This window comes from Bradyrhizobium sp., assembly GCF_050014615.1.
GTDB lineage: Bacteria > Pseudomonadota > Alphaproteobacteria > Rhizobiales > Xanthobacteraceae > Bradyrhizobium.
Map to the genome: position 1 here is coordinate 1 of NZ_JBEKCZ010000008.1, position 22,943 is coordinate 22,943.

19 protein-coding genes and 4 pseudogenes are annotated in these 22,943 nt (G+C 59.8%); 8 read left to right on the top strand and 15 right to left on the bottom strand.

What is annotated here, in order from left to right; all coding sequences use genetic code 11:
• Positions 1-305: 305 nt before the first annotated feature.
• From ABR948_RS02335 to ABR948_RS02345, 3 genes are read right to left on the bottom strand one after another with little or no spacing between them, the layout of a single operon-like run.
• Positions 306-2,114, bottom strand: a complete 1,809-nt coding sequence (locus ABR948_RS02335) for an FAD-dependent monooxygenase (protein ID WP_428113789.1) — start codon at positions 2,112-2,114, stop codon at positions 306-308.
• Positions 2,115-2,157: 43 nt separating this feature from the next.
• On the bottom strand, positions 2,158-3,108 hold the full coding sequence (locus ABR948_RS02340; RefSeq protein WP_428113791.1) for a 3-carboxyethylcatechol 2,3-dioxygenase: 951 nt from the start codon (positions 3,106-3,108) through the stop codon (positions 2,158-2,160).
• 50 nt (positions 3,109-3,158) lie between these two features.
• Complete coding sequence (locus ABR948_RS02345) at positions 3,159-4,346, bottom strand: ABC transporter substrate-binding protein (RefSeq protein ID WP_428113792.1); 1,188 nt, start codon at positions 4,344-4,346, stop codon at positions 3,159-3,161.
• Positions 4,347-4,471: 125 nt separating this feature from the next.
• Here ABR948_RS02345 and ABR948_RS02350 point away from each other — a divergent pair, with 125 nt between their 5' ends.
• From ABR948_RS02350 to ABR948_RS02365, 4 genes are all read left to right on the top strand, one after another.
• The gene (locus tag ABR948_RS02350) at positions 4,472-5,290 is read left to right on the top strand and encodes an IclR family transcriptional regulator domain-containing protein (protein ID WP_428113794.1); all 819 of its coding nucleotides are present in this window, start codon (positions 4,472-4,474) and stop codon (positions 5,288-5,290) included.
• A gap of 74 nt (positions 5,291-5,364) precedes the next feature.
• Entirely contained in the window at positions 5,365-6,021 is a 657-nt protein-coding gene (locus ABR948_RS02355; RefSeq protein WP_428113796.1) for an FAD-dependent monooxygenase, read from the top strand.
• Complete coding sequence (locus ABR948_RS02360; RefSeq protein WP_428113798.1) at positions 5,925-6,443, top strand: tyrosine-type recombinase/integrase; 519 nt, start codon at positions 5,925-5,927, stop codon at positions 6,441-6,443. The genes ABR948_RS02355 and ABR948_RS02360 overlap by 97 nt, the downstream gene beginning before the upstream one ends.
• A 130-nt stretch (positions 6,444-6,573) precedes the next feature.
• The gene (locus ABR948_RS02365) at positions 6,574-6,999 is read left to right on the top strand and encodes an Asp23/Gls24 family envelope stress response protein (protein ID WP_428113799.1); all 426 of its coding nucleotides are present in this window, start codon (positions 6,574-6,576) and stop codon (positions 6,997-6,999) included.
• A gap of 250 nt (positions 7,000-7,249) precedes the next feature.
• Here the strand turns inward: ABR948_RS02365 and ABR948_RS02370 are convergent, their stop codons facing one another.
• The 9 genes and pseudogenes from ABR948_RS02370 to ABR948_RS02410 all read right to left on the bottom strand — a co-directional run.
• A complete protein-coding gene (locus ABR948_RS02370) occupies positions 7,250-7,972 on the bottom strand; it encodes a CerR family C-terminal domain-containing protein (RefSeq protein ID WP_428113800.1) in 723 nt (240 codons plus the stop codon).
• A gap of 232 nt (positions 7,973-8,204) precedes the next feature.
• Entirely contained in the window at positions 8,205-9,545 is a 1,341-nt protein-coding gene (locus ABR948_RS02375; protein ID WP_428113802.1) for an oxygenase MpaB family protein, read from the bottom strand.
• 249 nt (positions 9,546-9,794) lie between these two features.
• Positions 9,795-11,000 (bottom strand): ABC transporter substrate-binding protein, encoded by a 1,206-nt coding sequence (locus ABR948_RS02380; protein WP_428113804.1) that lies wholly within the window; start codon positions 10,998-11,000, stop codon positions 9,795-9,797.
• Positions 11,001-11,130: 130 nt separating this feature from the next.
• Complete coding sequence (locus tag ABR948_RS02385) at positions 11,131-12,015, bottom strand: VOC family protein (protein WP_428113806.1); 885 nt, start codon at positions 12,013-12,015, stop codon at positions 11,131-11,133.
• A 60-nt stretch (positions 12,016-12,075) separates the two neighbouring features.
• A complete protein-coding gene (locus tag ABR948_RS02390) occupies positions 12,076-13,269 on the bottom strand; it encodes an FAD-dependent monooxygenase (protein WP_428113807.1) in 1,194 nt (397 codons plus the stop codon).
• Positions 13,266-14,888: an FAD-dependent monooxygenase gene (locus ABR948_RS02395; protein WP_428113809.1), complete on the bottom strand. Its 1,623-nt coding sequence runs from the start codon at positions 14,886-14,888 to the stop codon at positions 13,266-13,268. Before ABR948_RS02395 ends, ABR948_RS02390 begins: the two co-directional genes overlap by 4 nt.
• A gap of 64 nt (positions 14,889-14,952) precedes the next feature.
• Positions 14,953-15,837: a fumarylacetoacetate hydrolase family protein gene (locus tag ABR948_RS02400; RefSeq protein WP_428113811.1), complete on the bottom strand. Its 885-nt coding sequence runs from the start codon at positions 15,835-15,837 to the stop codon at positions 14,953-14,955.
• 108 nt (positions 15,838-15,945) lie between these two features.
• Positions 15,946-16,653, bottom strand: a complete 708-nt coding sequence (locus ABR948_RS02405) for a GntR family transcriptional regulator (RefSeq protein ID WP_428113813.1) — start codon at positions 16,651-16,653, stop codon at positions 15,946-15,948.
• A 349-nt stretch (positions 16,654-17,002) separates the two neighbouring features.
• Positions 17,003-17,233, bottom strand: a pseudogene (locus ABR948_RS02410) (integrase core domain-containing protein); the annotation flags it as partial.
• Between the two features lie 281 nt (positions 17,234-17,514).
• Here ABR948_RS02410 and ABR948_RS02415 point away from each other — a divergent pair.
• Positions 17,515-18,531 (top strand): integrase core domain-containing protein, encoded by a 1,017-nt coding sequence (locus ABR948_RS02415; protein WP_428113814.1) that lies wholly within the window; start codon positions 17,515-17,517, stop codon positions 18,529-18,531.
• A gap of 458 nt (positions 18,532-18,989) precedes the next feature.
• Here ABR948_RS02415 and ABR948_RS02420 read toward each other — a convergent pair whose 3' ends face one another.
• Positions 18,990-19,649, bottom strand: coding sequence for an HD domain-containing protein (locus tag ABR948_RS02420; protein ID WP_428113816.1), 660 nt, complete (start codon positions 19,647-19,649; stop codon positions 18,990-18,992).
• A 488-nt stretch (positions 19,650-20,137) separates the two neighbouring features.
• Between ABR948_RS02420 and ABR948_RS02425 the strand changes: the two are divergent.
• From ABR948_RS02425 to ABR948_RS02435, 3 pseudogenes are all read left to right on the top strand, one after another.
• Positions 20,138-20,308: pseudogene (locus ABR948_RS02425) on the top strand (serine/threonine protein kinase); the annotation flags it as partial.
• A gap of 112 nt (positions 20,309-20,420) precedes the next feature.
• Positions 20,421-20,471 (top strand): annotated as a pseudogene (locus ABR948_RS02430) (hypothetical protein); the annotation flags it as partial.
• A gap of 63 nt (positions 20,472-20,534) precedes the next feature.
• Positions 20,535-21,917 (top strand): annotated as a pseudogene (locus tag ABR948_RS02435) (GAF domain-containing sensor histidine kinase); the annotation flags it as partial.
• Positions 21,918-21,995: 78 nt separating this feature from the next.
• On the opposite strand, the gene ABR948_RS02440 reads toward ABR948_RS02435, so the two are convergent.
• Together ABR948_RS02440 and ABR948_RS02445 are read right to left on the bottom strand one after the other, a co-directional pair.
• Entirely contained in the window at positions 21,996-22,343 is a 348-nt protein-coding gene (locus tag ABR948_RS02440; RefSeq protein WP_428113817.1) for a tripartite tricarboxylate transporter substrate-binding protein, read from the bottom strand.
• 185 nt (positions 22,344-22,528) lie between these two features.
• Entirely contained in the window at positions 22,529-22,846 is a 318-nt protein-coding gene (locus tag ABR948_RS02445) for a hypothetical protein (protein WP_428113818.1), read from the bottom strand.
• Positions 22,847-22,943 lie beyond the last annotated feature (97 nt).

Sequence of the window (22,943 nt, forward strand, 5' to 3'; positions counted from 1 at the left end):
CATAGCGCCCGCTGCCCTGCCGGTGCTCAACCTCCCGCGACTTCGTGCCTTGGCGCTTTTCGGCCGCCGGCCGCCTCAGCGCGTGGATAGACCTGCATCCCGGCAGCCGAAAACCTCGACAGAAGCGGGTAGGCCAAGTCTCTTCACAGCTTGTTACGGGGGCCTTAGGCGCCGGGCGGACACAGTCCCTAGGCCGGCGATGTTGGCCTCGAAAGGCTCTCGCATTCACCGCCAGCCTAGGGCTCCCAGAGAGCACGACGTCGCCGGCGCGCAGCGGCCGTTTGCGACGCACCGCTGGCTGGTTGTCAGGCGAACAGCGGTGTGCCGCTGGGTATCGATGGCTCGGGTTGATCTCGCGGGATCGCGGAGAGGTTCGGCAGGTCGAGAACGGCACGGATCGCTGCGCTCAGCTTTTCCTCAGCATCGTCGACGTCGGACGCCGCTTCCTTGTCGCGCCAAGCAATCACTCCGTCCGGCCGCACAAGCAGCGCTCCGGATTCGTCGATTTCGCGGATGCGCTGCCACTCGCAGTACAGGTCCTGCACTTCTAGCGAACCCGTCACGACGATCCGCAGGAAGGGAAGATCGAGGCGGCGCACCGCGTCCTTCCATGCGTCGCCGGCGAGACCGGTCACAACGGTCAGGAGACCCTTTCCGGTCACGTCCAGCGTAGACATGCGAATACCGTCCGAACCGACGAGCCATGCGTGCGGGATCTTGGCCCCCGGTCGCGTCGTCGGCTGATTGTAGAGGTCGCGGTCCCGCCGCCATATTTCGGGCTCGACCTCCTTGTCCGGAATAACGGCCGAAGATTCGTACCGCTGGTTCATCTCGACGCCTTGGGCATTGAATTCCGTCTGCTTGAGGTCGAGGGCTACCTGAGCAGCCTTGCGGGCGGCGACGCCCTCTGGACCAGGATCGCGGAACCGCGCAATTCCGGCAGCTACTGGATTTTCAGCCCCCTGGATCCGAAAACAGGCCTTCAGCAGAGCATAGTCGAGCCGCGACTGGTTGGCCCGCAGTACGACCTGTCTTCCGACGGGCGCCCTCTCCAGCGAATAGCTCTCCAGAAGCTTTGGGCCGGCCCATCCCTTGACCGCGTAGGCGAGTTTCCAACCGAGATTGTGACCGTCCTGCACGCAGGTGTTGTTGCCCAAACCGCTCGACGGAGGATGCCGGTGGACGGCGTCGCCGCCACAGAACACGCGCCCTTTGGAATACTGCGTCGCGTACGCTTGATTGATGTACCAGATCGACGTCCTTACGATATCGAGGTCGATCGCTGGATCTCCGATCAGCACCCGGATTTTTTGACGGACACTGTCTGCGGAGAGATCCGGTTCCCCCTTGTTGATGTCGAAACCCCAACCGGCGATCCATTGCGTCCACGGCCGCACAGCGCGGAGAAGCCCCATACCGATCTCGCCGAAGCTCGCGTCCGGCGTGACGATCCAGTTCAGGATGCTGGGACGATGTTTGCTGTACCTGGAGAGATCGGCGTTGAAGATCGTGTAGACCGTGCCCGCGCGCGCCGTACGTCCTTCGATGGGCAGATCGAGATGCTCCACCACCGACGACCTCGCGCCGTCGGCGCCGACCATGTACCGCGCCCGAACCGTGTACTCCCGTCCATCCAACCGGTCGCGCAGTGTAGCGAGAACGCCGCGGGAATCCTGCTCATGCCTGATGTATTCGGTGTTGAACGCGAACGTTGCACCCTTCTCCGCTGCCTTCTGAAACAGGATGGGTTCGAGCAACGGCTGGATGATGTCCACCATGCCGCACGGGCTTGCTCGAAGGTAGTCCCCCCGCCGGTCGTCTCCGGTTCCCCAAGTCCGCATGCGGATGAGCTCGGGACCGGCAAGACTGGTCGTGAACGTCGTGTCGCCCATCAGCTCCCACGGGCTCGCGTATCGCGCAACGTCCTCCGAGATTCCAAGATCGCGGAAGACCTCGTTGGCACGTTGGTTGGTGATGTGCGCGCGCGGGCTATCGGCCATCCAGTTGCCGCGCGACACGATGTGACAGCCCACGCCGCAATTCGCCAGCGCGAGAGCCGTGGTCGAACCGGTCGGGCCGGCCCCAATGATCAGCACGTCTGTTTCGTATGCCATGTCGACCTCCGCGGTTGCTCTTCGCATTCGCTCGGGAAAATCTCTAGTGAGAGATGTCCGTTTGCCTTGCGGCCATCATGGCCATGCCGGTGATCCAACCGGGAATCGCTTCGTAGAATTCCTGCTCCATGGTGAACTGTCCGCCCGCTGAGAACGCGGCGAAGGCGGCGACCCAAGCGAGGACCTCGTTGGCGCCCCGACCGGCCGCCGCGCGCACTTTATGGGTATCGAGCGCGTCCGCCCGCCAGATTTGGCCGCTACGCAGGATCTCCATGACCTCTTCGTCCCATTCCGGGTTGAGTGGCATGCAGGGTCCATTGCCTGCTTCAGCGAGAATAGCCGCCTCGAACACACGTTTCTCGCGCGCCTCCTTGGCTTCCGGGGACGGATTACGTCCGTTGATCAGGCGCTCACGGATCTCGGGCGCGGCGTCCTTCATTGATGGCAGCGGCGGATCGTGCGACAGGCCACCCGATGCGGCTAACAACACCCGTTTGCCTGAACGCATCGCGAACCGGCCGACGGATTCGCCAAGCTGCCGGGCCCGGCGGTACGTCGGAACGGGAGGTGCGGCGGCATTCACGAAGATCGGCAGAATCGGGATGGATTTGAAATCGCCCAGCACCGCTTCCCACATCTGGACGAAACCGTGATCGACCGGCATGCGGTACGACACCGCGACGTCGAAGTCCTCAGCGCGTACATGGTCCACAAGATCGAGAGCCGTCTGTTCCGGCACGTCCAGCGGACCCGTCCCCCCTCCCCAGTCGCCGAGGGATACCGCGCCCGCACCGATGCAGAACGATGGCATCAGATCGTAGAAGAAACCGTTGAAGTGATCGGGTGCGAACTGGATGACGTAATCGGGCGCAAACTCCTTCACGAAGCCTCCAAGCCGCTCGAACGCCGTTCGAACGCGTTGCTCGGTTTCATTGCTGGCGGGTCCCCGATACATAAGGGGCGTATGGGAAGCGCAGACGATGGCGACTGACATGATTGGATTCCTTCAAACGCCGAATGAGGATGGTTACAGATTGCTCGCCGCTACTTTTTCACAAGCGGACACTGGCTCTCGGCAAGGGGACGATTGACGGACTCTCCCGGCAAAGTCTGCACGACGTTGTAGAGATCCCAGTCGCCCTTGTTCTCTCCGGGCTTCTTGACCTGAAGCAGATACATGTCGTGGATCATCTTGCGGTCGGCGCGTATGTAGCCGTCGCTCGCGAAGAAGTCGTGGACCCGCTCTTTTTCCATCTGCCTCATGACCGTCGGCGCATCGTCCGTGCCCGTCGCCTTAACGGCCTTGAGATAGTGCGCGACCGACGAATAGACGCCGGCATGGAAGCTGGTCGGCATGATCTTGGCTTTGGTATAAAAGCGCTCCGCCCAGGCGCGCGTCTCCGGCGTACGATCCCAGTAGAAGGGAGACACCTCGTAAGCGTCGTGCGCGATCTTCAATCCGACCGCGTGCATATCGGTCAGTACGGACTGCAACGGAACAACCTTGGCCTTCGCGCTCAGGCCGAACTCATCGGCCTGTTTTAACGCAGTCACCGTATCGCCGCTCGAAGCCGCGATCGCGATGACGTTGGCTCCGGCATTGGATGCGGTGAGCAGGAACGATGCGAAGTCGGATGTATTTGGCGGAAACACCGAGTTGCCCACCACCTGCCCGCCGTTGAGCTTTAACTGCTCCAACGTATCCCTCGTTAAGGCGTGACCGTAAGCTTGATCGACCGTCAGGAAGTACCACTTCGTGCCACCAGCCTCGGTCACGGCCTTCGCCGCGCCTTTCGCCAGGTTGTAGGTGTCGACCGTCCACTGGACCGTCAGCGGCGAGCAAGCCTTGCCGTTGAAATCCGACGAGGTCGAGCCCGATAGCAACATAATTTTGTTCTTCTGTGCCGCCAAATTTTGCACGGCAAAACCGATTGGCGACCCCTGCATGTCGCTGATCGCGTCGACACCTTCAACGTCGAACCAACGTGCCGCAATTTGCGATCCAATATCGGGCTTGCCCTGGTGGTCGGCCGAGATCACCTCGACGTTGAGGCCGGCTCCGAAATCCTCGGCGGCCATCTCGGCGGCGATTACAGAGCCCTTGCCGTTCGCCAGGGCCGTGGGACCGGCGATGTCGGTCAGCACGCCGATTTTCACCTTGCCGCCGCTCAAATTTGGCGTCCCGCCGGCGGTCTGCGCCACCGCAGATGCCACCGAGACTGCCAGCGCCAAGCATACGGCCGCACATGAATGAACGCGTGAATGAACCATCATTTCCTCCCCCATCGCCGCCCTTTTTGGACGTGCAGCTTATGGATTGCCGTCTATCGGACTTGGATTCCACAGGAGTCTGTGAAATGTTCACTCTGCGAACACTTCCCGGACAAGCCATGCACCGTAATGTTAGGGCGCTTTCTCGTGGGTTGGTACTGATCGGCGAACTCAATGCCAGCGGGCCGTCGAACGTCGTGCAGCTCGCAAGGAGGACCGGTCTCAACCGGACAACTTGCTATCGCCTGCTCGATACCTTGCGGGTAGCCGGCTACGTGACGTTCGACGAAACCAACGCACTTTTCGGTCTCACCCCGCAAGTGCGCACGTTGAGTGAGGGCGTTTCCTCGCGCGACCTGTCAAGCCAGGCCGCGCTCCCGGCGATGTTCAGCCTGCTCGACGAGGTATCATGGCCGAGCGATTTCGGAGTCTTCGAACTGGGCTCGATGCTGATCCGAGAGAGCACCCACCCCTTCAGCCCATTCTCGGTCCATCGGTCGATGGTGGGGCGCCGCCGATCGCTGGTAAGGAGCGCGCTGGGACGAGCGGCGCTCGCCGCGTCGTCGCCCGCACTGCGTCGTGAGATGCTCGAGATGACGGCGTCTCTTGTCGATGAAGATTCTGCCCTCGCAAAGGATCGCCACTTCATCGAGGATATCGTGTCCCAGACCAAAAAAGACGGTTACGCTTCCTCTGTTGGCGGGTCGGAGGCAGGCATCAGTGCCATTGCGCTGCCAATCCGAGGCGCGGGCCCTGTGCTCGGTAGTTTGAATCTGATTTTCTTCTCAACATCGATGACGCCCGAGTTGGCAGCACGCAGGTACCTGGCAGACATGAAGCAGGCGGTACAGGAGATTGAACGCCGGTGGTCTGCGGCGAACACGGCGCGCGGAAAAATCGCCTGATCGGTCCTGATCGGGTCTAAATATCGCTCGTTCCCGCCGGCATAAGAGAACTAGACCAACGAAAGGTAGCGAGCTTGGAAAAAGCCGAAAAACCTAAGATCATTTTGGCCGGGGGCGGCATAGGTGGGTTGACGGCAGCGCTTTCCCTTATTAAGCGCGGCTTCGAGGTCGAGATATACGAACAGGCGCCGATACTCCGGGAGGTCGGCGCCGGCGTGCAAATCAGCGCTAACGGAATGCTCGTCTTCCGGGAACTCGGCCTATCCGCCCGCATCATGGAAGAGGCGGCGCATCCGGAGCGTCGCGAGATCCGGATGTGGAACACCGGCCAGGCGTGGACCGCCTTCGATCTCGGCACCGTATCGGTTCAAACTTACGGGCATCCCTACGTCACGATGTATCGGCCGGACCTGCTGGACATACTGTCCGATGCGGTTACGACAACAGCGCCTGGCGCACTCCGGCTGGGACATCGCGCCGTGGGTTTCGAGGTCGTCGGCGAGCGCGTTGTCCTTCGGTTCAATGATGGCAGCACCGCGGAAGGCGACGGGCTGATCGGCGCGGACGGGATTCATTCCGTGATCCGCGCCGGACTGCATGGGTCGGACAACGCGGAATTTTCGGGTCTCGTCGCATGGCGCGGCGTCATCCCGATGGAGGTCCTCCCGTCTCGTCTCGCTCGTTTGGTCTCGTCGAACTGGGTCGGGCCCGGCCGCCACGTCGTGCAGTAGACGACATTTGCTCGGGCGCCAATGTTCGGCATCGAGCAACAATCGTCCAAAAGAAGACAGGTCGACCAGTTCAATTCGAGATCACGGAGCAGTCGGGGAGTTCCGTCGAAGCCTGGCTACCAATGCTCCGCGCCACCGGTTCCCGATATCTCTTCCCAAGTCGACTTCATGCAGGTCCTCACATATCCACCCGCCAATATGCTCGGCTGTTGCATCGCTGGGTTGAAAGCATTGGCTTGGAGTCGGCCTTTTACGGCACGCACTCGATGCGGCGCACGAAGGCCGCCCAGATTTATCGCAAGACCGGCAACCTGCTCGCAGTGCAACTCCTCCTCGGCCATACGAAGCTGGAGAGCACCGTCCGATATCTCGGGATTGAGGTAGATGACGCTCTAAATATCGCCGAGCAGATCGAGCTCTAACCGTCGACCACCGGCATCGCGTCGGAGGTCCCTTACGCGCTAGAAGTGGTCAGTAGAAGGCAGCCACTTGGCTAAGGTTGGCACTGCATTGTCGCAGCGACACGGAGGTTAATTGGCGCGGCGAATCTCTATGTTCGCTTTCTTCCTCGCGTGCGAAGGAACGCCCGTCGACAGTCCTTATCTGCCGGCATGCTGTCAGGGTATCCCGCAACGAGTCAGGCAGCGCCCCGACCCCGCGCAATGGCGAGAGGACGAATTTATGAGCTTCCGCGAGGCCGCGTCGCTGTTCTGGCCCGACGGCCCGATCAAACCTGCTTCTCTGCGAACGGCGCAAAGGGACGGTCAGTTGGCTGTCGCACGCATCGCGGGCAAAGTCCTCACGACCCGTAGCGCAATCGAAGCGATGGTCAAGGAGGCCCTTCGCGCATCTCCCGGCGTTCGTCGTGCCAAGGCCGCACCGCGGCTTACACGGCCCTCGGGCCGGTCGGAAATCCGCGCGCAGATCGAGGCGCTGGTGGCACCGAACGCAGCCGATCTCACCCCGAAACGGAAATGAGCGCATGGCGGTCGCCCGCGGTCGGTCAGAGGCCCGCGATGCAGATGCTTGACGCGTCCGCGGACGCGGTGATCCGTCGGAAGGACGACGGATCGCTTCGCCGTTCTCTCGATCTCGACAGCCTGGACGAGGTGTTTTGGCGCATCGACGGATTTCGCAGGGGCACGAGTTCTCCGGTACAAACGAACAATACGATTTCTGACAGCGCTCAGCGCCGCCTGCGACCGCAGCGGGCACTTTGTCATCTAACCTAAATCAGGTCGATCTGATCGTGAATCGCTTTCTTCACCAGTTCAAGGCGTTCCTCCCGCAAGTCCGGCCAACCCAAGACGCGTACCGCGACATGGCTTCCGGTATCGAATGCTGCAAGACTTGAGATCAGCAGAAGCGCGCGAAGACGCCCCTCTTGCGTGGTCGCCTGCTGACCGAGAACGCGACTGATCAGGGCAGCAGACAGCTCCACCCCCGGTTTCCAGAGTTGCGAGTACAGAATCTCGAAAGCAGGACCGGGATTGGCCATCTCGCGCTGTACGAACAGCCTCCAGAGGCGTGTTTCGCTGGTGCCCAGCAGAAACTCCGCCAACGCCGCGAATACCAGCTTGATATGCTTGCGCGCGCTTGCGGCATCCATTTGCGAAGCCAGGGCCGCATGCGCTGTGTTGGCAACCGGCAGCATCAACCGGCCATAGCGGGCCGCAATCTCGTGGGCACAAGCCAGATACAGGCCTTCCTTGCCACCGAAATAGTACTTGAGGGCCGGCAGGTTGACGCCTGCATCGTCGGCGATCTGCCGGGTCGTTGCGCCCTTGAATCCCTCATTACCGAATGTCTTCAGCGCGACTTCGAGAATCCGAGTCCGGGTTTCTTTGCCCTTTTGATAGCCGTCGACCGCCGCCTTCGGCACGCGCGGAAGCTTTTTCGATCGAACTTTTAAAGCGCGCTTCGCGGAGCGGGGACGGGTTCGCTGCGGCATTTTGGGTCTCGTCAAGCGTCGAAACCGAGCATTTTCGGCTCAACGTTCCCGAAAACATATCGCGCGGCCTCATTTACCTCCGTCTATTACAGGATTCGAACGAGCCCAACAGCCAAAAGCTGTTCACCGCAGCCAGCAGATGCACGTTGCGTGAAACGCCTTCTGCATCAAATCGATCCTACTTTAATCAGATCTTCGCCCCGGGCTCTCAGCAGCCGGCGATAATCGTACTTTACGCGCCCGCCGCCTTGATACTTGCAGGTTTGTACTTCGTCACGTCAGTGGTGTATTCCGCGTGACCATACCCCTTCAGCAGAACGTTCAATTTTCGAATCAGTATCCGATCCGCGAGTCCGGCAATTCCCGGGATGCGCATGGCGAACGAATAGGCCGCCATCCGCGAAAAGACGAAGAGGCCGACGGCTGCAAACTGCAAACGGTCTTTCAGACTCAGATGGACGCCTATCTGGGCTGCCCTCTTTTCATCTCCGGATAAGAAGGTCCTAACAAAGAACACTTTCGCAAAACTTTGCTCTACTGAGTTGAAAATGCGGCTCCCAACCGATCTGTCCGAGGGAAGATAGGCCGCCATCGTGGCGCGAAGCAGTTCTCCGCAGGTGTTGTCGTCATAGCCGTTGCGGAGGGTCGCGTGCCGTGTCGACATGACCTTAACTATTCCCTGCGGGGTATCGGCGAGAAGATCCTCCGGCAAGCCCAGCAGATAGCACCGGTAACGCGCCAATTCGACGCGAGCCCGCTCCTGGGGGGTAAACTCCTTGCGACCCTTGCTGAGAACGCTGGAAGCCAAAAGAAAGATCGGGATTAGCCCCGCCGGCATCTGATCCACCTGCGGTATCGGTATGCCATAGATCCGGATATCCCATTGCTTCGAACGCCTGAGCGCATTGAAGCGCACCATCGAATGCATCAGCCTTACCAACGCAGCCGCTTTGAATCCGGCACCGTAACGATCGAGCCCACCAGGGAGAACCGTCGTCGCGAAAAAGCTCGCGGTCTCCTTGACACGATTTGCCGCCGTCTGATTGGACAAGGTGCCGGTCAATGCCATCGGCAGTGCGGCGTACTTGTTCATGAACGTTGCGATGAATGCGCCGCGAACGACATAAGGTGAAAAATTGACAGCGGAGTTGCGGTCGATGCGCGCGCCCTCGCGGACAAGATTCATATCCAGCCAATCCGGGATATGTTCCATATCGCGAATAAAGGCGATCAATTCCTGCGGAGCGCCCTCCACGTTCTCGACACCGCGGTCGCAGGCATCCGCCAGCATCGCGGTCAAACCCTTGAAGCCGTATTCCGGCATAAGCGCGGCATAGGCATCGGCCACGATATCTCCCAGCATCGTGTAAGCACGAATGCGGCCGACCTGCTCCTTGTCCGAGAGAATCTCGGCGCGCTTTCCGACCAGCTCGCCACGCAGCACGGATTCATCACGCAAGTCATCCGTGAACCGTTGCGGCGTGCTGCCAAAATCCACGTCACCATACAAGGAAGGAAGCAACTCCTTCTGAGACGCGACCTTGGCCGCGACTTGTTCCAACGTCATTTTCATGTGTTGTCCTCGCGCCCTTCCAGCGGCCTTTTCAAAGCTACTTTGACTACCTCACCGCTATTTCAACACCGGATATCTGCACGGCTTCGTCTGTAGCGCGGCTCAAATATAAATATATATCATCTGATATACATTTACAAGCCAAAATTCAGGGCAGAATTTGCGGTCCAAAAAGCATCGACGGTCACAGCCCACGGAGGCCCGCGCGCGTGAGCTTTATTTTTACAAATCCGGCGCGATGGAGAGGCACTAGGGTATTGTCATTGTCTCACCGAACGGATCCCAACTCGTTCCATTGAACCGCATCAGACGAAGCTGCTTGATCGGGGCATAATCTTCGCTTGTCGTATTCAGCGTAATACCAGGCAGAAGCAGTGACAGAGGGACTTGCTTGAGATCGGTTGCCTGTCGCATTAGGTTCTCTCGCGACAGGTCATCTCCGCATTGGCGGAGGACCGCAACGAGCGATTCGCCGACTGAATAGCCGAACAGCGCATTGCTGTCGTACGGGTCTATGTCGGGAGCGAAGGTCTTCATCGTCGCAATGTACTCCGCAACCGCAGGATCGTCCTTCCATCTAGGATCCTGCGGATCCTTGAAGTAAGTTGCAGAGATCACGCCAACTGCCTTGTCCAAGCCCACAGGCCTGAAGGTCGCGGCGATCGATGCAGATGGCACATCGACAAACTGAATCGGCTCCCATTCAAGTTCATTCACCTTCCGCAAACCCTGTGCGGCGAACTTCGAGATGCTGACGTGAAACAGAACGTCGGCCCCGCTCGCCTTCAGGCTGACGATCTGCGAATCGAGGGTCGGATCGGTTAGGTCATAGGTACGTTCTGCAATGATGAGCTTGTCTGCTTCAGCACCCAGGCCTTTGCGAATTCCCTTCTCTCCCTCGCGGCCGTATTCGTCATTCTGATAGATGATTGACACTTTCGCGTTTGGCTTTACCTGCCTGACATAACGGCCGTACGCTTCGCCAATCCTTTCCGACGAGACCGGCCATGGCATCGTCCAAGGAAACTCTTTTGGCGCAAGAAACCGAGATGATCCCGACATAATAAAGAGTTGGGGCACCTTCTTGCCGTTGAGATATTTCTGCGTCGCAGCATTCGGTGCGCTGCCCAACGAACCAACGATTGCCAACACCTCGTCCGACTCCACAAGCCGCCGCGTTTGTTCGACGGTCTTTGGGGGACTTAAGGCATCGTCCAAAGAGAGCAGATTGATTTTCCGGCCGTTGATTCCGCCCGCCTGGTTCACCTTTTGTAACAGCGCACGCGTTGCGCCGGCCGTTGGGATTCCGATTGGCGAGCCGTTTCCGCTATAGGGCACGGTTTGGCCGAGCTTGATTTCCGCGTCCGTCACGCCGGGACCGTATTGCGGGCCCGCCACGGCGATGGTTCCGGCCACGCATGTCACCACCACCAGCAACGGAAAAATTATTTTCACGTATTGATCTCCTCGGATGATTGCGCATCCGCTGAATTTTTTTGACCTGGCAACGTCGCCCGGTCGTGAGACCTGATATTCCGACCGGGCCGGGCGCACAGCCATCGCGGATCGGAGGCTCTTCGCCCGCTCATGCTTTACGGAAATCGAAATCGTACTTGGTGCCCCATGTCGTCAGCGTTCCGCGCTGCCAGACCTGAGGTCTGAGAGGCAACGTCTCGTGCCACGGCCTTGGCTCAAACCAGCCCAATTCGGGAATGAAGACGTCCATGTCGGCGTAGAACTCAACCAGCACCTGGTCGGGATCAAAGTGATACGACGCGAGATTGTGACCCGCGGTGTGCCGCGCAGGACCCCAGACAACGGGGATCTGATTTGAGCTCAGCAGGTCGGCTGCAGCGTGATGTTGGCTTCGTTCCTTGAGTTCGAAGGCTATGTGATGAAGCTTTTGAAAAGGAGCCGCAATCAAATTCAAGACATGATGATCACGGTTGCAGGTGAGAAAGGTCGCTGCAGGCTCGATCCGATCCGTAATCGAGAAACCGAGCACGTCTTCAAAAAACTTCGCGGATTTCTGAGCTTCGGGAGACATGAGGGCGACGTGACCCAGCTTGTTGGGCACGATCCCACGCGCTCCGAATCCGGGCGCGGGCAGGCTCATCTCCGAATAGATCTGCAGCAGATGGCCACCCGGCTCGACGACCTCCACCAGTTTTGATACGCCGGGCCGCGCGTCAGTCTTTATCGACGGATTCAATCCGTGTTCTTTGATGCGCGCCGCCCAATCCTCTATTGCGATGTCTTTGGTGACTTGCAGTCCGATGCAGCGCATCCCGGTCTGCGCCGACGCACGCAGCGCGATATTGTGATGGTCCAGACCCAAACTGAGATACGCCGACCCGTGCGCTTCGCTTTCGGTCACCTTGGCTCCGATGATCTCCGTATAATAGCGAAGCTCGCGCTCAATCTGCTGCGTGCCCAACTCGACGAAGCCCAGTTGAAATGCTTTCGACATCCGTTACTCCTTTGCGTCGCGCCTGCTCTATTCGGCGTCACCTATGGCAGGCCCGAAAGCTCACGATTGTGGCATGATTTGCAGTCTTTCAGCGTCAAAGCCGAAGATCGCAGCGCGCCTCGGCGATAGTCCTGTCCGCGCGCTCATTTCGATGTCGCGTTTCTCTTGTTCGGCGCCGTCTGGAAGGTGAAACGTCACTGCGTTGCCCCGCGCCGCCAACTGAATGGCTGCCGTACGGGGCCGGCGCAACTCTTCGTATTTTGTCAACGCTTCGATGACTCCGGAGGGCCCAATTCCGGCGAGGCAGGCCGCGAGTGTGGCGCCGTCTTCGATTGACTGGGCGGCGCCCTGCGCCATGTAGGGCAGCATCGGATGGCAAGCGTCACCGAGCAGCGTCACCCGTCCGACACCCCATCTCGATAGGGGAACCCGGTCGAACAGAGCCCACTTGAATGTCTCGTCGACGGCTCCAAGGATTTCGTGAATCTGGGGATGCCAACCGGCAAAGCACTTCTTTGCATCTTCGATCTCGCCGCGGTCATTCCAGGATTCGCGTTCCCATTTTGCCTGCTCGCTGACCGCCACGAAATTCACAAATCGACCACCCGACACAAAATAGTGCACGAAGTGTCCGCCCGGCCCCATCCAGTTCGTGGCGTTATGCCGAAGTCTTAGATGCGCTAGACGATCGGCTGGCGCGAGACCCCGATAGGCGACATTTCCGGAAAATCTCGGGCGCTCATCCCCAAACAGAATCTTGCGGACGACCGAATGAATTCCGTCCGCACCGACGACGACGTCACTGTCGATGGTGGATCCATCGTCGAAGATCGTCCTCGCGCCATCCTTGGTCTGAACCACGTCAACACAGCGGCGACCAGAGTGAGCCCGGCCCGTCGGCAGCGCATCACTCAAGATCGACAACAGGTCCGCGCGGTGAAAATGGTAGTATGGCGCACCGAATGCCTCTTCGGCTACGTCCCCCAACTCCTCGCGCGACAGAATTCGACCGTCATCCCAGCGTCGGACTTCAATATGCCTGGGTTTGACCGCGCGAGCGCGCAAGGCGTCAGCGAGACCATAGCGATGCAAGAGGCGGGTTGCGTTAGGACTCACCTGAATCCCGGCGCCTACCTCGGTCTTGCTTGCGACCTGCTCGCAGACGTGCACGTCGCATCCGGCACGTGTCAGGGCAAGAGCGGCCGCGGCACCTCCAATTCCACCGCCCACCACCGTGATCTTTAGACCGCTCATTGCAGGGGTCCCCATCCAAGCGCGTGAGCGAGAATCCTTCCGGCGTCAGAAGCCGAGTTCTCGGGTCCACGCCATGCAATATGCTGGTCGGGCCTGACGAGAAGCACATCCCTGCCGTAGACGCGTTCAAGCGACGATTCCTCGAGATTTAATACTTGCAACGGAATGCGGGCTTTTCCTGCGGCGGCGACAAACGGCCCTGGATCCGATTTGCCGAAATTGACGAGCGTGAACCAGGGTCCGAGCCTGTCAAACAGCGCGCTGCCATCCTTCAGAAAGGCGCTTGGCAACCGTGCGCCCGGCATGGTGGTCGGGATGTAATGGAGTGTATCCAACGGTGGTTCGATATCTTGCTCGATCGCGACAATGGGCGACTGATGATAGACGTAGCCGAACTCGACGCCGTAACTCTCGTTCTCCGCATTTCCGAGCTCCATGATACCGGCCGAAATCTCGGCGCGACGCTCGTCGCTGATGGGCTGCGCGGAGTCGAGATCGCTCCTGTAGCTCTGCGCAATTCGGAGCCTGACCTTGGTGTGCCCCGCCGAAGCCTCCCGGTTCCTCAAGCCGACCGGACGCCGTTCGCGCTCGTACGAGGCCAGCAATTCCGGGCCACCGATGCCGCGAAGCGTCGCCGCCAGTTTCCATCCAAGGTCGACGGCGTCGCCGATGCCGGTATTCATGCCGTAGCCGCCGGTTGGAATATATTGGTGGACTGCGTCGCCAGCGAGAAACACCCGCCCCCGCCCATAAGACTGGGCCAATAGCAAATGCGGAGTCCATGAATTGGTATCAAGGACCTGGTGGTCGAACGCGGCGCCTGCGAATTTCTTCAGAACGGCGCTGGGGTCGATTTCATCCGTTGCGACCGCCGGATCCTGTCGCGCGTGGACGGTCCAGATGTCCTTGTCGTTTTGCGCAATGAGCGTGCCGAACGGCGATTGGTAATGCCAGGCTATTCCCCAGCGCTGCAGAATCTCGCGCGCGCCCGAGCGGAAATGAACCATCTGGAAAAGACCGACCCGAGGCACGCCATCGAGCGCTATATCGAGCAGCTTGCGAACGCGGCTGCCGCCGCCGTCGCAGCCGACCAGGTAGTCGCAGCGAACAGTCTCGGTACCATCGTCTTCGGTATTCCGTAAAGTTACCGTGACCCCGGCCTCATCCTGTTCGAAATCATCAAACGTCCATCCGAACCGCACGCTGGCGCCCGGACTGGCCTCCGCCGCGGCTTTCAAAACCGGCTCGATCTCGACTTGCGAGACCCGCATTCCGGGCTCGCGCGATTGCGTGCCGTCATTGGTCTCGCGGATCGACCGACGGGACTGTTCCGGACTGGGATAGCGAAAGCGATGCAGCTCGTGCCCGGCCAACGACGTGATCCACGACACGTCGAAAGGATGATGCTCGGGCACCGCGACTTTGCGCAGGTCGTCGGCCAATCCGAATCGGCGAAACAGCTCCATGCTGCGGCCGTTGGTGATGTCCATTTTGGGATATCGGGTAGTGGTGGTGTTGCGTTCCGCGACCATGACCTTGACGCCGAACTGCGTCAGCACCTTTGCGAGCATCAAGCCCACCGGGCCGCCACCCGCGATCAGAACCTGCGTTGTCTTCATCGGAGACCAACCTGAACCGTGCTCCCAAAACGGAGGGAACGCTGTCGGCTTGTCGCCGTCGCGCTCACGCCGCGTCAGCTTTCTCGACTTCGGCGACAATCGGATTCGACAGCGTGCCGATGCCTTCGATCGTCACGTCGACGACATCGCCGGGCTTCATCCAGACCGGCGGCTTCCTTGCTGCACCGACACCTGCCGGCGTCCCCATCACCAGCACGTCACCTGCTTCCAGGGTCATGCAGGCGGACAACAGCTCGACCGTCTCCGCGACGCCGAAAATCATGTCGCGCGTGTTGCCACTTTGCATCAGCACACCGTTGAGGCGGGTCTCGATCGCCAATCCCGACGCGCCGGCCGGCACGTCATCGCTGGTAACGAAGTCCGGGCCGAACGCTCCGCTGCCGTCAAAATTCTTGCCGACCGTCCATTGCGGCGTTCGTAGCTGATAGTCGCGAATGGAGGCGTCGTTGAAGACCGAATAACCGGCGATGTAGTCGAGCGCGTGATCCCGCATCACGCGCCGCGCAGTGCGGCCGACAACCGCGACCAGTTCACCTTCGAAATCCAGCGCCGACGACTGCAACGGCCGCACGATCGCCTCGCCGTGGGCGACCAGAGACGTATTGGCGCGGAGAAAGACCACCGGAAAATCAGGACGGGCCTGCTTCGATTCGGTCGCATGATCCGCATAGTTCAGGCCGAGACACAGGATCTTCCCGGCCTGCGTGATCGGGGGCAGCAGACGGACCGTGACGGCGTCGAGCGGCCTCACCTGCGCGGCGCGACCGAGGGCTTCGCCGATCCGCGTCATCGCTACAGGGCCGAGGGCGAGCAGCGCCGGAAGATTATCCGGAAGGCCGGGCACTAAGTCCGCCAGCGGCAGAATTCCCTCGGACACGCGAATTCCCAGGGCGGACTTCGAACCAAACGCGTAGCTGACAAGCCGCATGGCCGCCCTCCGAAAAATCGATGATATATCAATATATGATAAAACATCGATTTTCAAGTGGGGGCTAAAATCACCGTAATAGCGCTCTTTCGCCAGCTTTTACCGGCTTCAGGCGGGTTCATGTCGGCGCGTGACCTGCGAAACCAGGGTCGACGTATGCGTGATATGGGCATTCGCCAGGCGGACCGCCTCGGCAACATTGCGGGCGATTACCGCGTTCGCGATGGCTTGGTGCTCTTTCTGGACATCCCGGCCGATTTTGGAGCGAGCAGACAGAGCCCGGTATCGCGCCGCTTGTTCGAACAGCATCGCATCGAGGTCGATGAGCCAACGCGAGCCGCACGTGGCAATGAGACTGGCATGAAACGCGCGATGTCTCGCCTCCCACTCTGGATTGATCTGTTTCGGGTCGTCGGGAGCGCGCGATGGCGTGCGTGATAGGTGATGCAGCGCGACCACAATCGCTTCCTCGCTTTCGCTGTCCGACCGGAAGATTGCCTCACGCAGCGTGACTTCGTTGAGAAGGCATCGTGTACGGGTGAGTTCTTCCAACTGATCCACGGATACCGACGGAACGCGAAAACCGCGTTGGTCCGACAGCAGTACCCATCCTTCTGCGGACAAGCGGTTGAGAGCCTCGCGCACAGGGCTTGCCCCGGCTCCGTACCTTTCCCGAAGCACGTCGATCGCCAGTTTCTCTCCCGGCATGAATGCCGCCGAGATCAGATCGCGGCGCAACCGCTCTTCGATACTCGACGCCAGAGTCGTCACCACCCGGTGACCGGCGTCAGAGCGGGTAGCTTTCTTCAACGCCATGTTGTCCTCGAGGGAGCGGTAGAACGATGTGGGAGCGAGATCGAAGATTGCCCGCCCCGCCTTTTTGTCTCCGGCCAAAACAGCAAGACCCACAGACTGTTACAAAATCGACAAAAAAGTCAATTGGGCTCGAAAATCGATACTTGCCTCCTGCATTACGGCAACCGGCGACGGCTCATTGAACTTCTAACAGAAATCCAGAGGTTTCGATCCGTCGGGCGCCGGGGCTTTGTTTCCGCCAGCCTCCATCGCAGCACAGACGGCACATGGTCACACTGTATGCGCAGTGGCGGAGCACCGATCGTTATCGGGCGATGCTTCCGGACCCAGGCCCTGTGCCTGTCGCAAATCATATCGGGACATATTGGTGATGCAATCCACCCAAGATCGGACGGCGAAGAATGTGTCCAGCGCTCTGAGCGGGGCGCGGCGCCGGAGCATCCTTGTTCAAGGACAAATGCGTGCGGACCTCATTGTAGTATTTCATGTACGACAGCAGCACATAACGAAGATGCCGCTCGCCGAACACAACAACGTGGTCAAGACATTCTCGTCGGATTGAACCGATCAACCGCTCAGCATATCCGTTTTGTCATAGGGAGCGCAGCGATGTTTGGTTGATCGCGAATGCCGATTGATCGCAATCTTTGGATGAAGACCTCGCCATAAGCCCTATCCCGGTCGCGGATCAGATAGCGGGGAGCTTGTTCCCAGCCGCACGCTTCCGTGATCTGATTGCGATCCATTCCGCGGTTGGATGCGATGTGACGCCAAACCATAAAATCTGCCGCCGGCCATGCCTGTGTGTACCGAAAACCTTATTCGAGTTGATGCCGTGATGGAATCGCCTAAGCTGGCCGAATGATCGGTTTGCTCTGTTTCGTCCTGGCCGTCCTGGCCTCGCAATTCAAGTCGAAGATGCGGCTTGAGGCTGAGAATGCGGTGCTTCGACATCAGTTGATCGTCTTGAAGCGCAGGCTGCCTGGTCGCGTCCGGCTCACGAACCATGATCGCTGGTTCCTTATCCAGCTGTATCGCTGGTTTCCCTCAATCCTGCAGGTTCTCGCAATCATCCGGCCCGAGACACTCGTTCGTTGGCACAGGGTCGGCTTTCGCAGCTACTGGCGTTGGAAGTCGCGCCTACGGGTAGGGCGACCGCAGATCCACACAGAGCTACGCGTATTGATCCGGCGGATGAGCGTTGAAAATTCGCTTTGGGGCGCGCCACGCATCCACGGCGAACTGCTCAAGCTCGGGTTTGAGATCGCGCAGTCGAGCGTCGCCAAGTACATGATCAAACGATGTAGGCCGCCCAGCCAGGCGTGGCGAACCTTCTTGCGTAACCACGCGCCGGACATTGCCGCCATGGACCTGTTCGTTGTTCCAACCATCGGTTTCGACCTGCTCTATGCCTTCGTCATCGTCCGGCTCGACCGCAGGGACGTGGTCTGGATCAATGTCACAACAAACCCGACGGCAGAATGGGTTGCTCGTCAAATAACCGAGGCATTTCCCTGGGATGAGGCTCCGCGCTACCTCATCCGCGATCGGGACCGGATCTATGGCAGCGTCGTCACACGCCGATTGCGCTCCATGGGCATCCGGGACAAGCCTACCGCACCAGCTTCGCCCTGGCAGAATGGCTTCGCCGAACGGTTGATCGGGTCGGTCCGCCGCGAGTGCCTGGATCATATCATCGTCTTGGGTGAGGCCCATCTGGGTCGGATCCTGCGATCTTACGCACGCTATTATAACGACATCAGAACGCATCGAGCATTGGACAAAGACGCTCCGGCTTCTCGCCCGGTTCAGCGCACCGGAAGCATCAGTTCACAAGCGATACTTGGTGGACTTCACCATCACTACGTCCGGGTTTAAGTTTTCGGTACACACAGGATCAAATTACGGCTCTTGGGCTATTGGTCGGGCTTGTAGTGTCCGCGGCAATGCTCTGTTTTTTCTTTGGCCCCATCGGCATCCTATATCCACTGGGGCTTGAGGTGGTCGGTCGACCAGCGAAGGGCCTGGCCGCGCTCATGGACCCGAAGACGTTTACTAAAGCCGCACCCCCGCCACATTCAAACTAGGCCACAAGGGGTTAAAACACGCATCCGGCAGGGCTGGCATATCGTTTAGCCGTCCCGTCCCTCTGAGGGTGCTTCGCGATGCGCCGATCAGCCATATCCCAAAGCGGCGCCAGCCTGCTCCGACCGGCTGTCATAATATTGGTGTCGCCAGCGACCGGCGAACCGGTGGTACTGGTAAATCGCTTCGCTGCTTCGGACATCGCAGGCCGATCCTCCGGAAATCTCCCTGATTGGAGGACGCGGCGAGATTTACCCTCGCCAGGCGGATCCCCGGATCACGCTGCAGAAATTGACGCGGGCGAAGTGCGGGCCCTTATCCGCGAGCACGTCCGCGTTGACGTTGCCGAAGGTCGTATCCGGCTTGTGCTTGTTGCCGTCGTAGAAGGCCTGGATGATGTCTTCTTTGAAACGCGGGGTACGCGGATGTACATGCACCACCGCCTCGCGCTCCGCGTCGCTGTACTCGGAATAAGCTATGCCAAGTACGTCCATTTCGACGCCGGCCGTTACCAGAGCTATGACCGGGTGCATGTGCTGCGGGATGCCGGGCGTCGTGTGCAGGGCGATCGCCGTCCAGACCGTTTCGATATCTTGTTGCGCGATGCCATGGCTGCGCAGGAAATCACGGGCAGCATTCGCGCCGTCGACTTCGAAGCGCTCATCCATGCTGCTGTGGTGATGGGTCAAGCCCATGTCGTGAAACATCGCGCCTGCATAAAGCAGTTCGGGATCGAATCTCAATCCACGGCGTTTGCCTGCCAGAGCTCCCCAATAATAGACGCGGCTCGAATGGTGAAACAGCAGCGGGGATTCGGTGTCTCGCACCAGTTCCGTTATTTCGCGCGCGAGCTTGCTGTCAGGAACTCTGGTTCCTGCCAGATCAGTATTCGTCGTAAGATTGATATTCATTGAACGTCTCCTGCCCGAATGTCCAAGTGAGGTAGGTTCGCGGCCCGCCGGAGCCATTAAATTCTGCTTTAAGGTGTTGGGGTAATCCTCCTCGACAAAACATCTCGCCTCTACGAGCAGCAGGCCGGCGCCGTTCTCGTCATCGTCCAGTCTTAATATGGCAGCGATCCTGATATGATCGCATTCTTGACGTCTGTTTTCGGATTGACGGCCTGAGGCAAACGTATCCTAATCGAGGCAGCAAGTGTCCTCCTGACAAGAGGCCCCCGGTGAACGAGCTTTCGAGCTACGTAGTCTCGCCGCTGCGGGAGGGCGATGTTGCTCTCTACCGCGGCTCTGGCACAGGCTTGTCACCAATCCTGCTTGTGGCCGCGGATGATACCTCGCCCGGTTGTATCCAGCGTCTCGAACACGAATAAGCGCTCAAGTCCGAACTTGACGCTCACTGGGCGGCGCGACCGGTCGCGCTGACGCATCACGACGGTCGTATGACACTCGTGCTTGAGGATCCCGGCGGCGCTCCGCTCGATCGACTGCTTGGCGGGCCACTGGACGTATCGCATTTCCTGCGCATCGCGATCCCTCTCGCGGGGGCGCTCCGCCGGGTGCATGAGCGAGGCCTTATCCATAAGGACATCAAGCCGGCAAATATCCTGGCGGACCCGGCAAGCGGCGGCTTGTGGCTGACAGGGTTTGGCATTGCCTCGCGTCTGCCGCGCGAGCATCAAGCCCCAGCGCCGCTGGAGGGTCATCGCGGGGACCCTCGCCTATATGGCGCCGGAACAAACCGGCAGGATGAACCGCTCGGTGGACTCCCGGAGCGATCTCTATTCTTTAGGAGTCACCTTCTACGAAATGTTGACGGGGCAGCTCCCCTTCACCGCCGCCGTGATCATTGATGGCGCCTTTGCGCAGGATCCGTTCTCGGCGGATGAGTACATCCGTCAGAAGCACGCCCGGTCGGTCCTCTTCCTGCCCCTGGTGAAGCAGGCCAAGCTGATCGGGGTGCTTTATCTCGAGAACAAGCTGGCATCGCACGTGTTCACGCCCGCCCGGATTTCGGTACTGGAACTGCTGGCGTCGCAAGCGGCGATCTCGCTGGAGAACGCCCGTCTGTACAGCGATCTCCAGGAACGAGAGGCCAAGATCCGCCGCCTGGTCGAATCTGACATCATCGGGATCATCATGTGGGATCTTGAAGGCCGCATTATCGAGGCCAACGAAGCTTTTCTCCACATGGTAGGGTACTGCCGCGACGATCTCGTTTCGGGTGGACTCCGCTGGTCTGCGATGACACCCGCCGAATGGAACTACACTCACGAACGGACTGTGGTAGAGCTCAGGGCGACCGGAAGCTACAAAGCTTTCGAGAAGGAGTACTTTCGCAAAGACGGCAGCCGCGTGCCCGTGCTTCTCGGCGGAGCGACCTTCAACGAACGCAGAGACCAGGGCGTCTCCTTTGTGCTCGATTTGACCGAGCGCAAGCGGGCGGAGGAGGAGCTGCGCGAGAGCGAGCGGCGATACCGCGAAGCGCAAATAGCGCTCGCGCACGCCAATCGCGTCACGACGATGGGGCAGCTGGCGGCCTCAATCTCCCATGAAGTGAACCAGCCGCTCGCCGCCGTCATCGCCAACGCCGAGGCCTGTCTGCGCTGGCTCGATCGCGGAGCTCCTGACCTGGACGCAGCGCGCCGCTCGGTGGAATGGGTAATAGACGACAGCAATCGGGCGAGTGAGGTGATCCAGCGCGTCCGGGCGCTCGCGAACAAGACCAGCATTGAGAAGGTGCCGCTCAACATCAATGACGTCGTCAGGGAGATCATCGCGCTGGTGCAGCGTGAGTTGATCAGCCACCAGGTGTCGTTGCGGACGGAGTTGGCACCGGCTCTACCCATGATCCTGGGTGATCGTGTCCAACTGCAGCAGGTGATTATCAACCTGGTGATGAATGGCATCGAAGCGATGCAATCGGTCACGGATCGGCCACGCGAACTAATGATCCGATCCGGCCAGGACGAGACCCAACATGTGCTCGTAAGTGTGACGGATTGCGGCGTCGGGATCTCCGCCGAAAATGCGGACCGGCTGTTCAATGCCTTCTTCACCACCAAATCCAGCGGCATGGGCATGGGACTCTCGATCTGGCCGTTCGATCATGGAAGGCCATGGTGGCCGGCTTTGGGCCACGGCAAACGTACCCCACGGCGCCACGTTTCAGTTCACCCTGCAGGTGAACGCAGACATTGCGCCGTGAGGTTACGCCCATAAGCCATCCAAGGACGGGTGGCCCGACCGCGAATTCAGCTCGGGTCAATCGCTGCAGGTCATTTGCTACTGGGGGCGGTCTCAACCGGTCGACGCAACAGTTTGTCTTGAAGGAGTTGGCGTGTGGTTTGATGCGTCACAAATTTCATAGGGGTTGCCGAACGGATCGATGCCAAGTTCGTCGAATTTCTTGCGCACCTCCGGCATCGCCAGGGCCTTGACGGGTTCGCTCTGCAATTTATCCAGAACATCCTTCGGCGTGCCGGCCGGCGCGAGCAGGCCGAACCGCGGCACGGCCTCGAAGCCAGGGAATCCGGATTCTGCCGGGGTCGGCAGATCGGGTGGACTGAGCGCCTGATCGAGGTGATGGCCAGCGCGCGCAATTTCCCTTCGCGCGCGGCACGCGTACCTTTGCGTCCGACCTGTCACGCAGATGTTCAATTCAGATTCATAAACCTGAATTTAGTTGAGGCGCCAAACAGGTTTCCCATTTTCACTCCATCGCGACGACGGCATTTGTTTTCCCCGGACGCGCCAGCGTCCGACAAAGCCCGTGGCGGACGGTTCCGTCCATTCCAGAGGAGAATGTCATGAGACGGCGAGTGATGATGGTCTTAGCAAGTGCTGCGCTTGCCGGCAGCCTTCTTGCTACTGCTGCACAGGCACGCGGAGGCGGAGGTCACATGGGTGGTTTTGGCAGAGGTCACATCGCAGCTTACGTAGGTGGCTTCCGAGCAGCCCGCACGGGTGGTGCTGACCAAAGCCACATCGGAGATCTCGGCAGAGCTCGCATCGGAGCTTACGTGGGCGGCTTCGGAGGAGCGCGCACGGGAGGCGTTGACCAAGGCCGCATCGGCGGTTTCGGCAGAGCTCGCATCGAAGGTTTTGCCAGAGGTTACATGGCGGGCATTCGCCGCGGTTACCTTGGCCATGGAACGGGCATTCACCGAGGTCACGTTGCAGTTCTAGCAGCGCCGGCGTTGGGGCAAACCGCAACACCAACGGTTACATCCGCGCTTATGGTCCAGG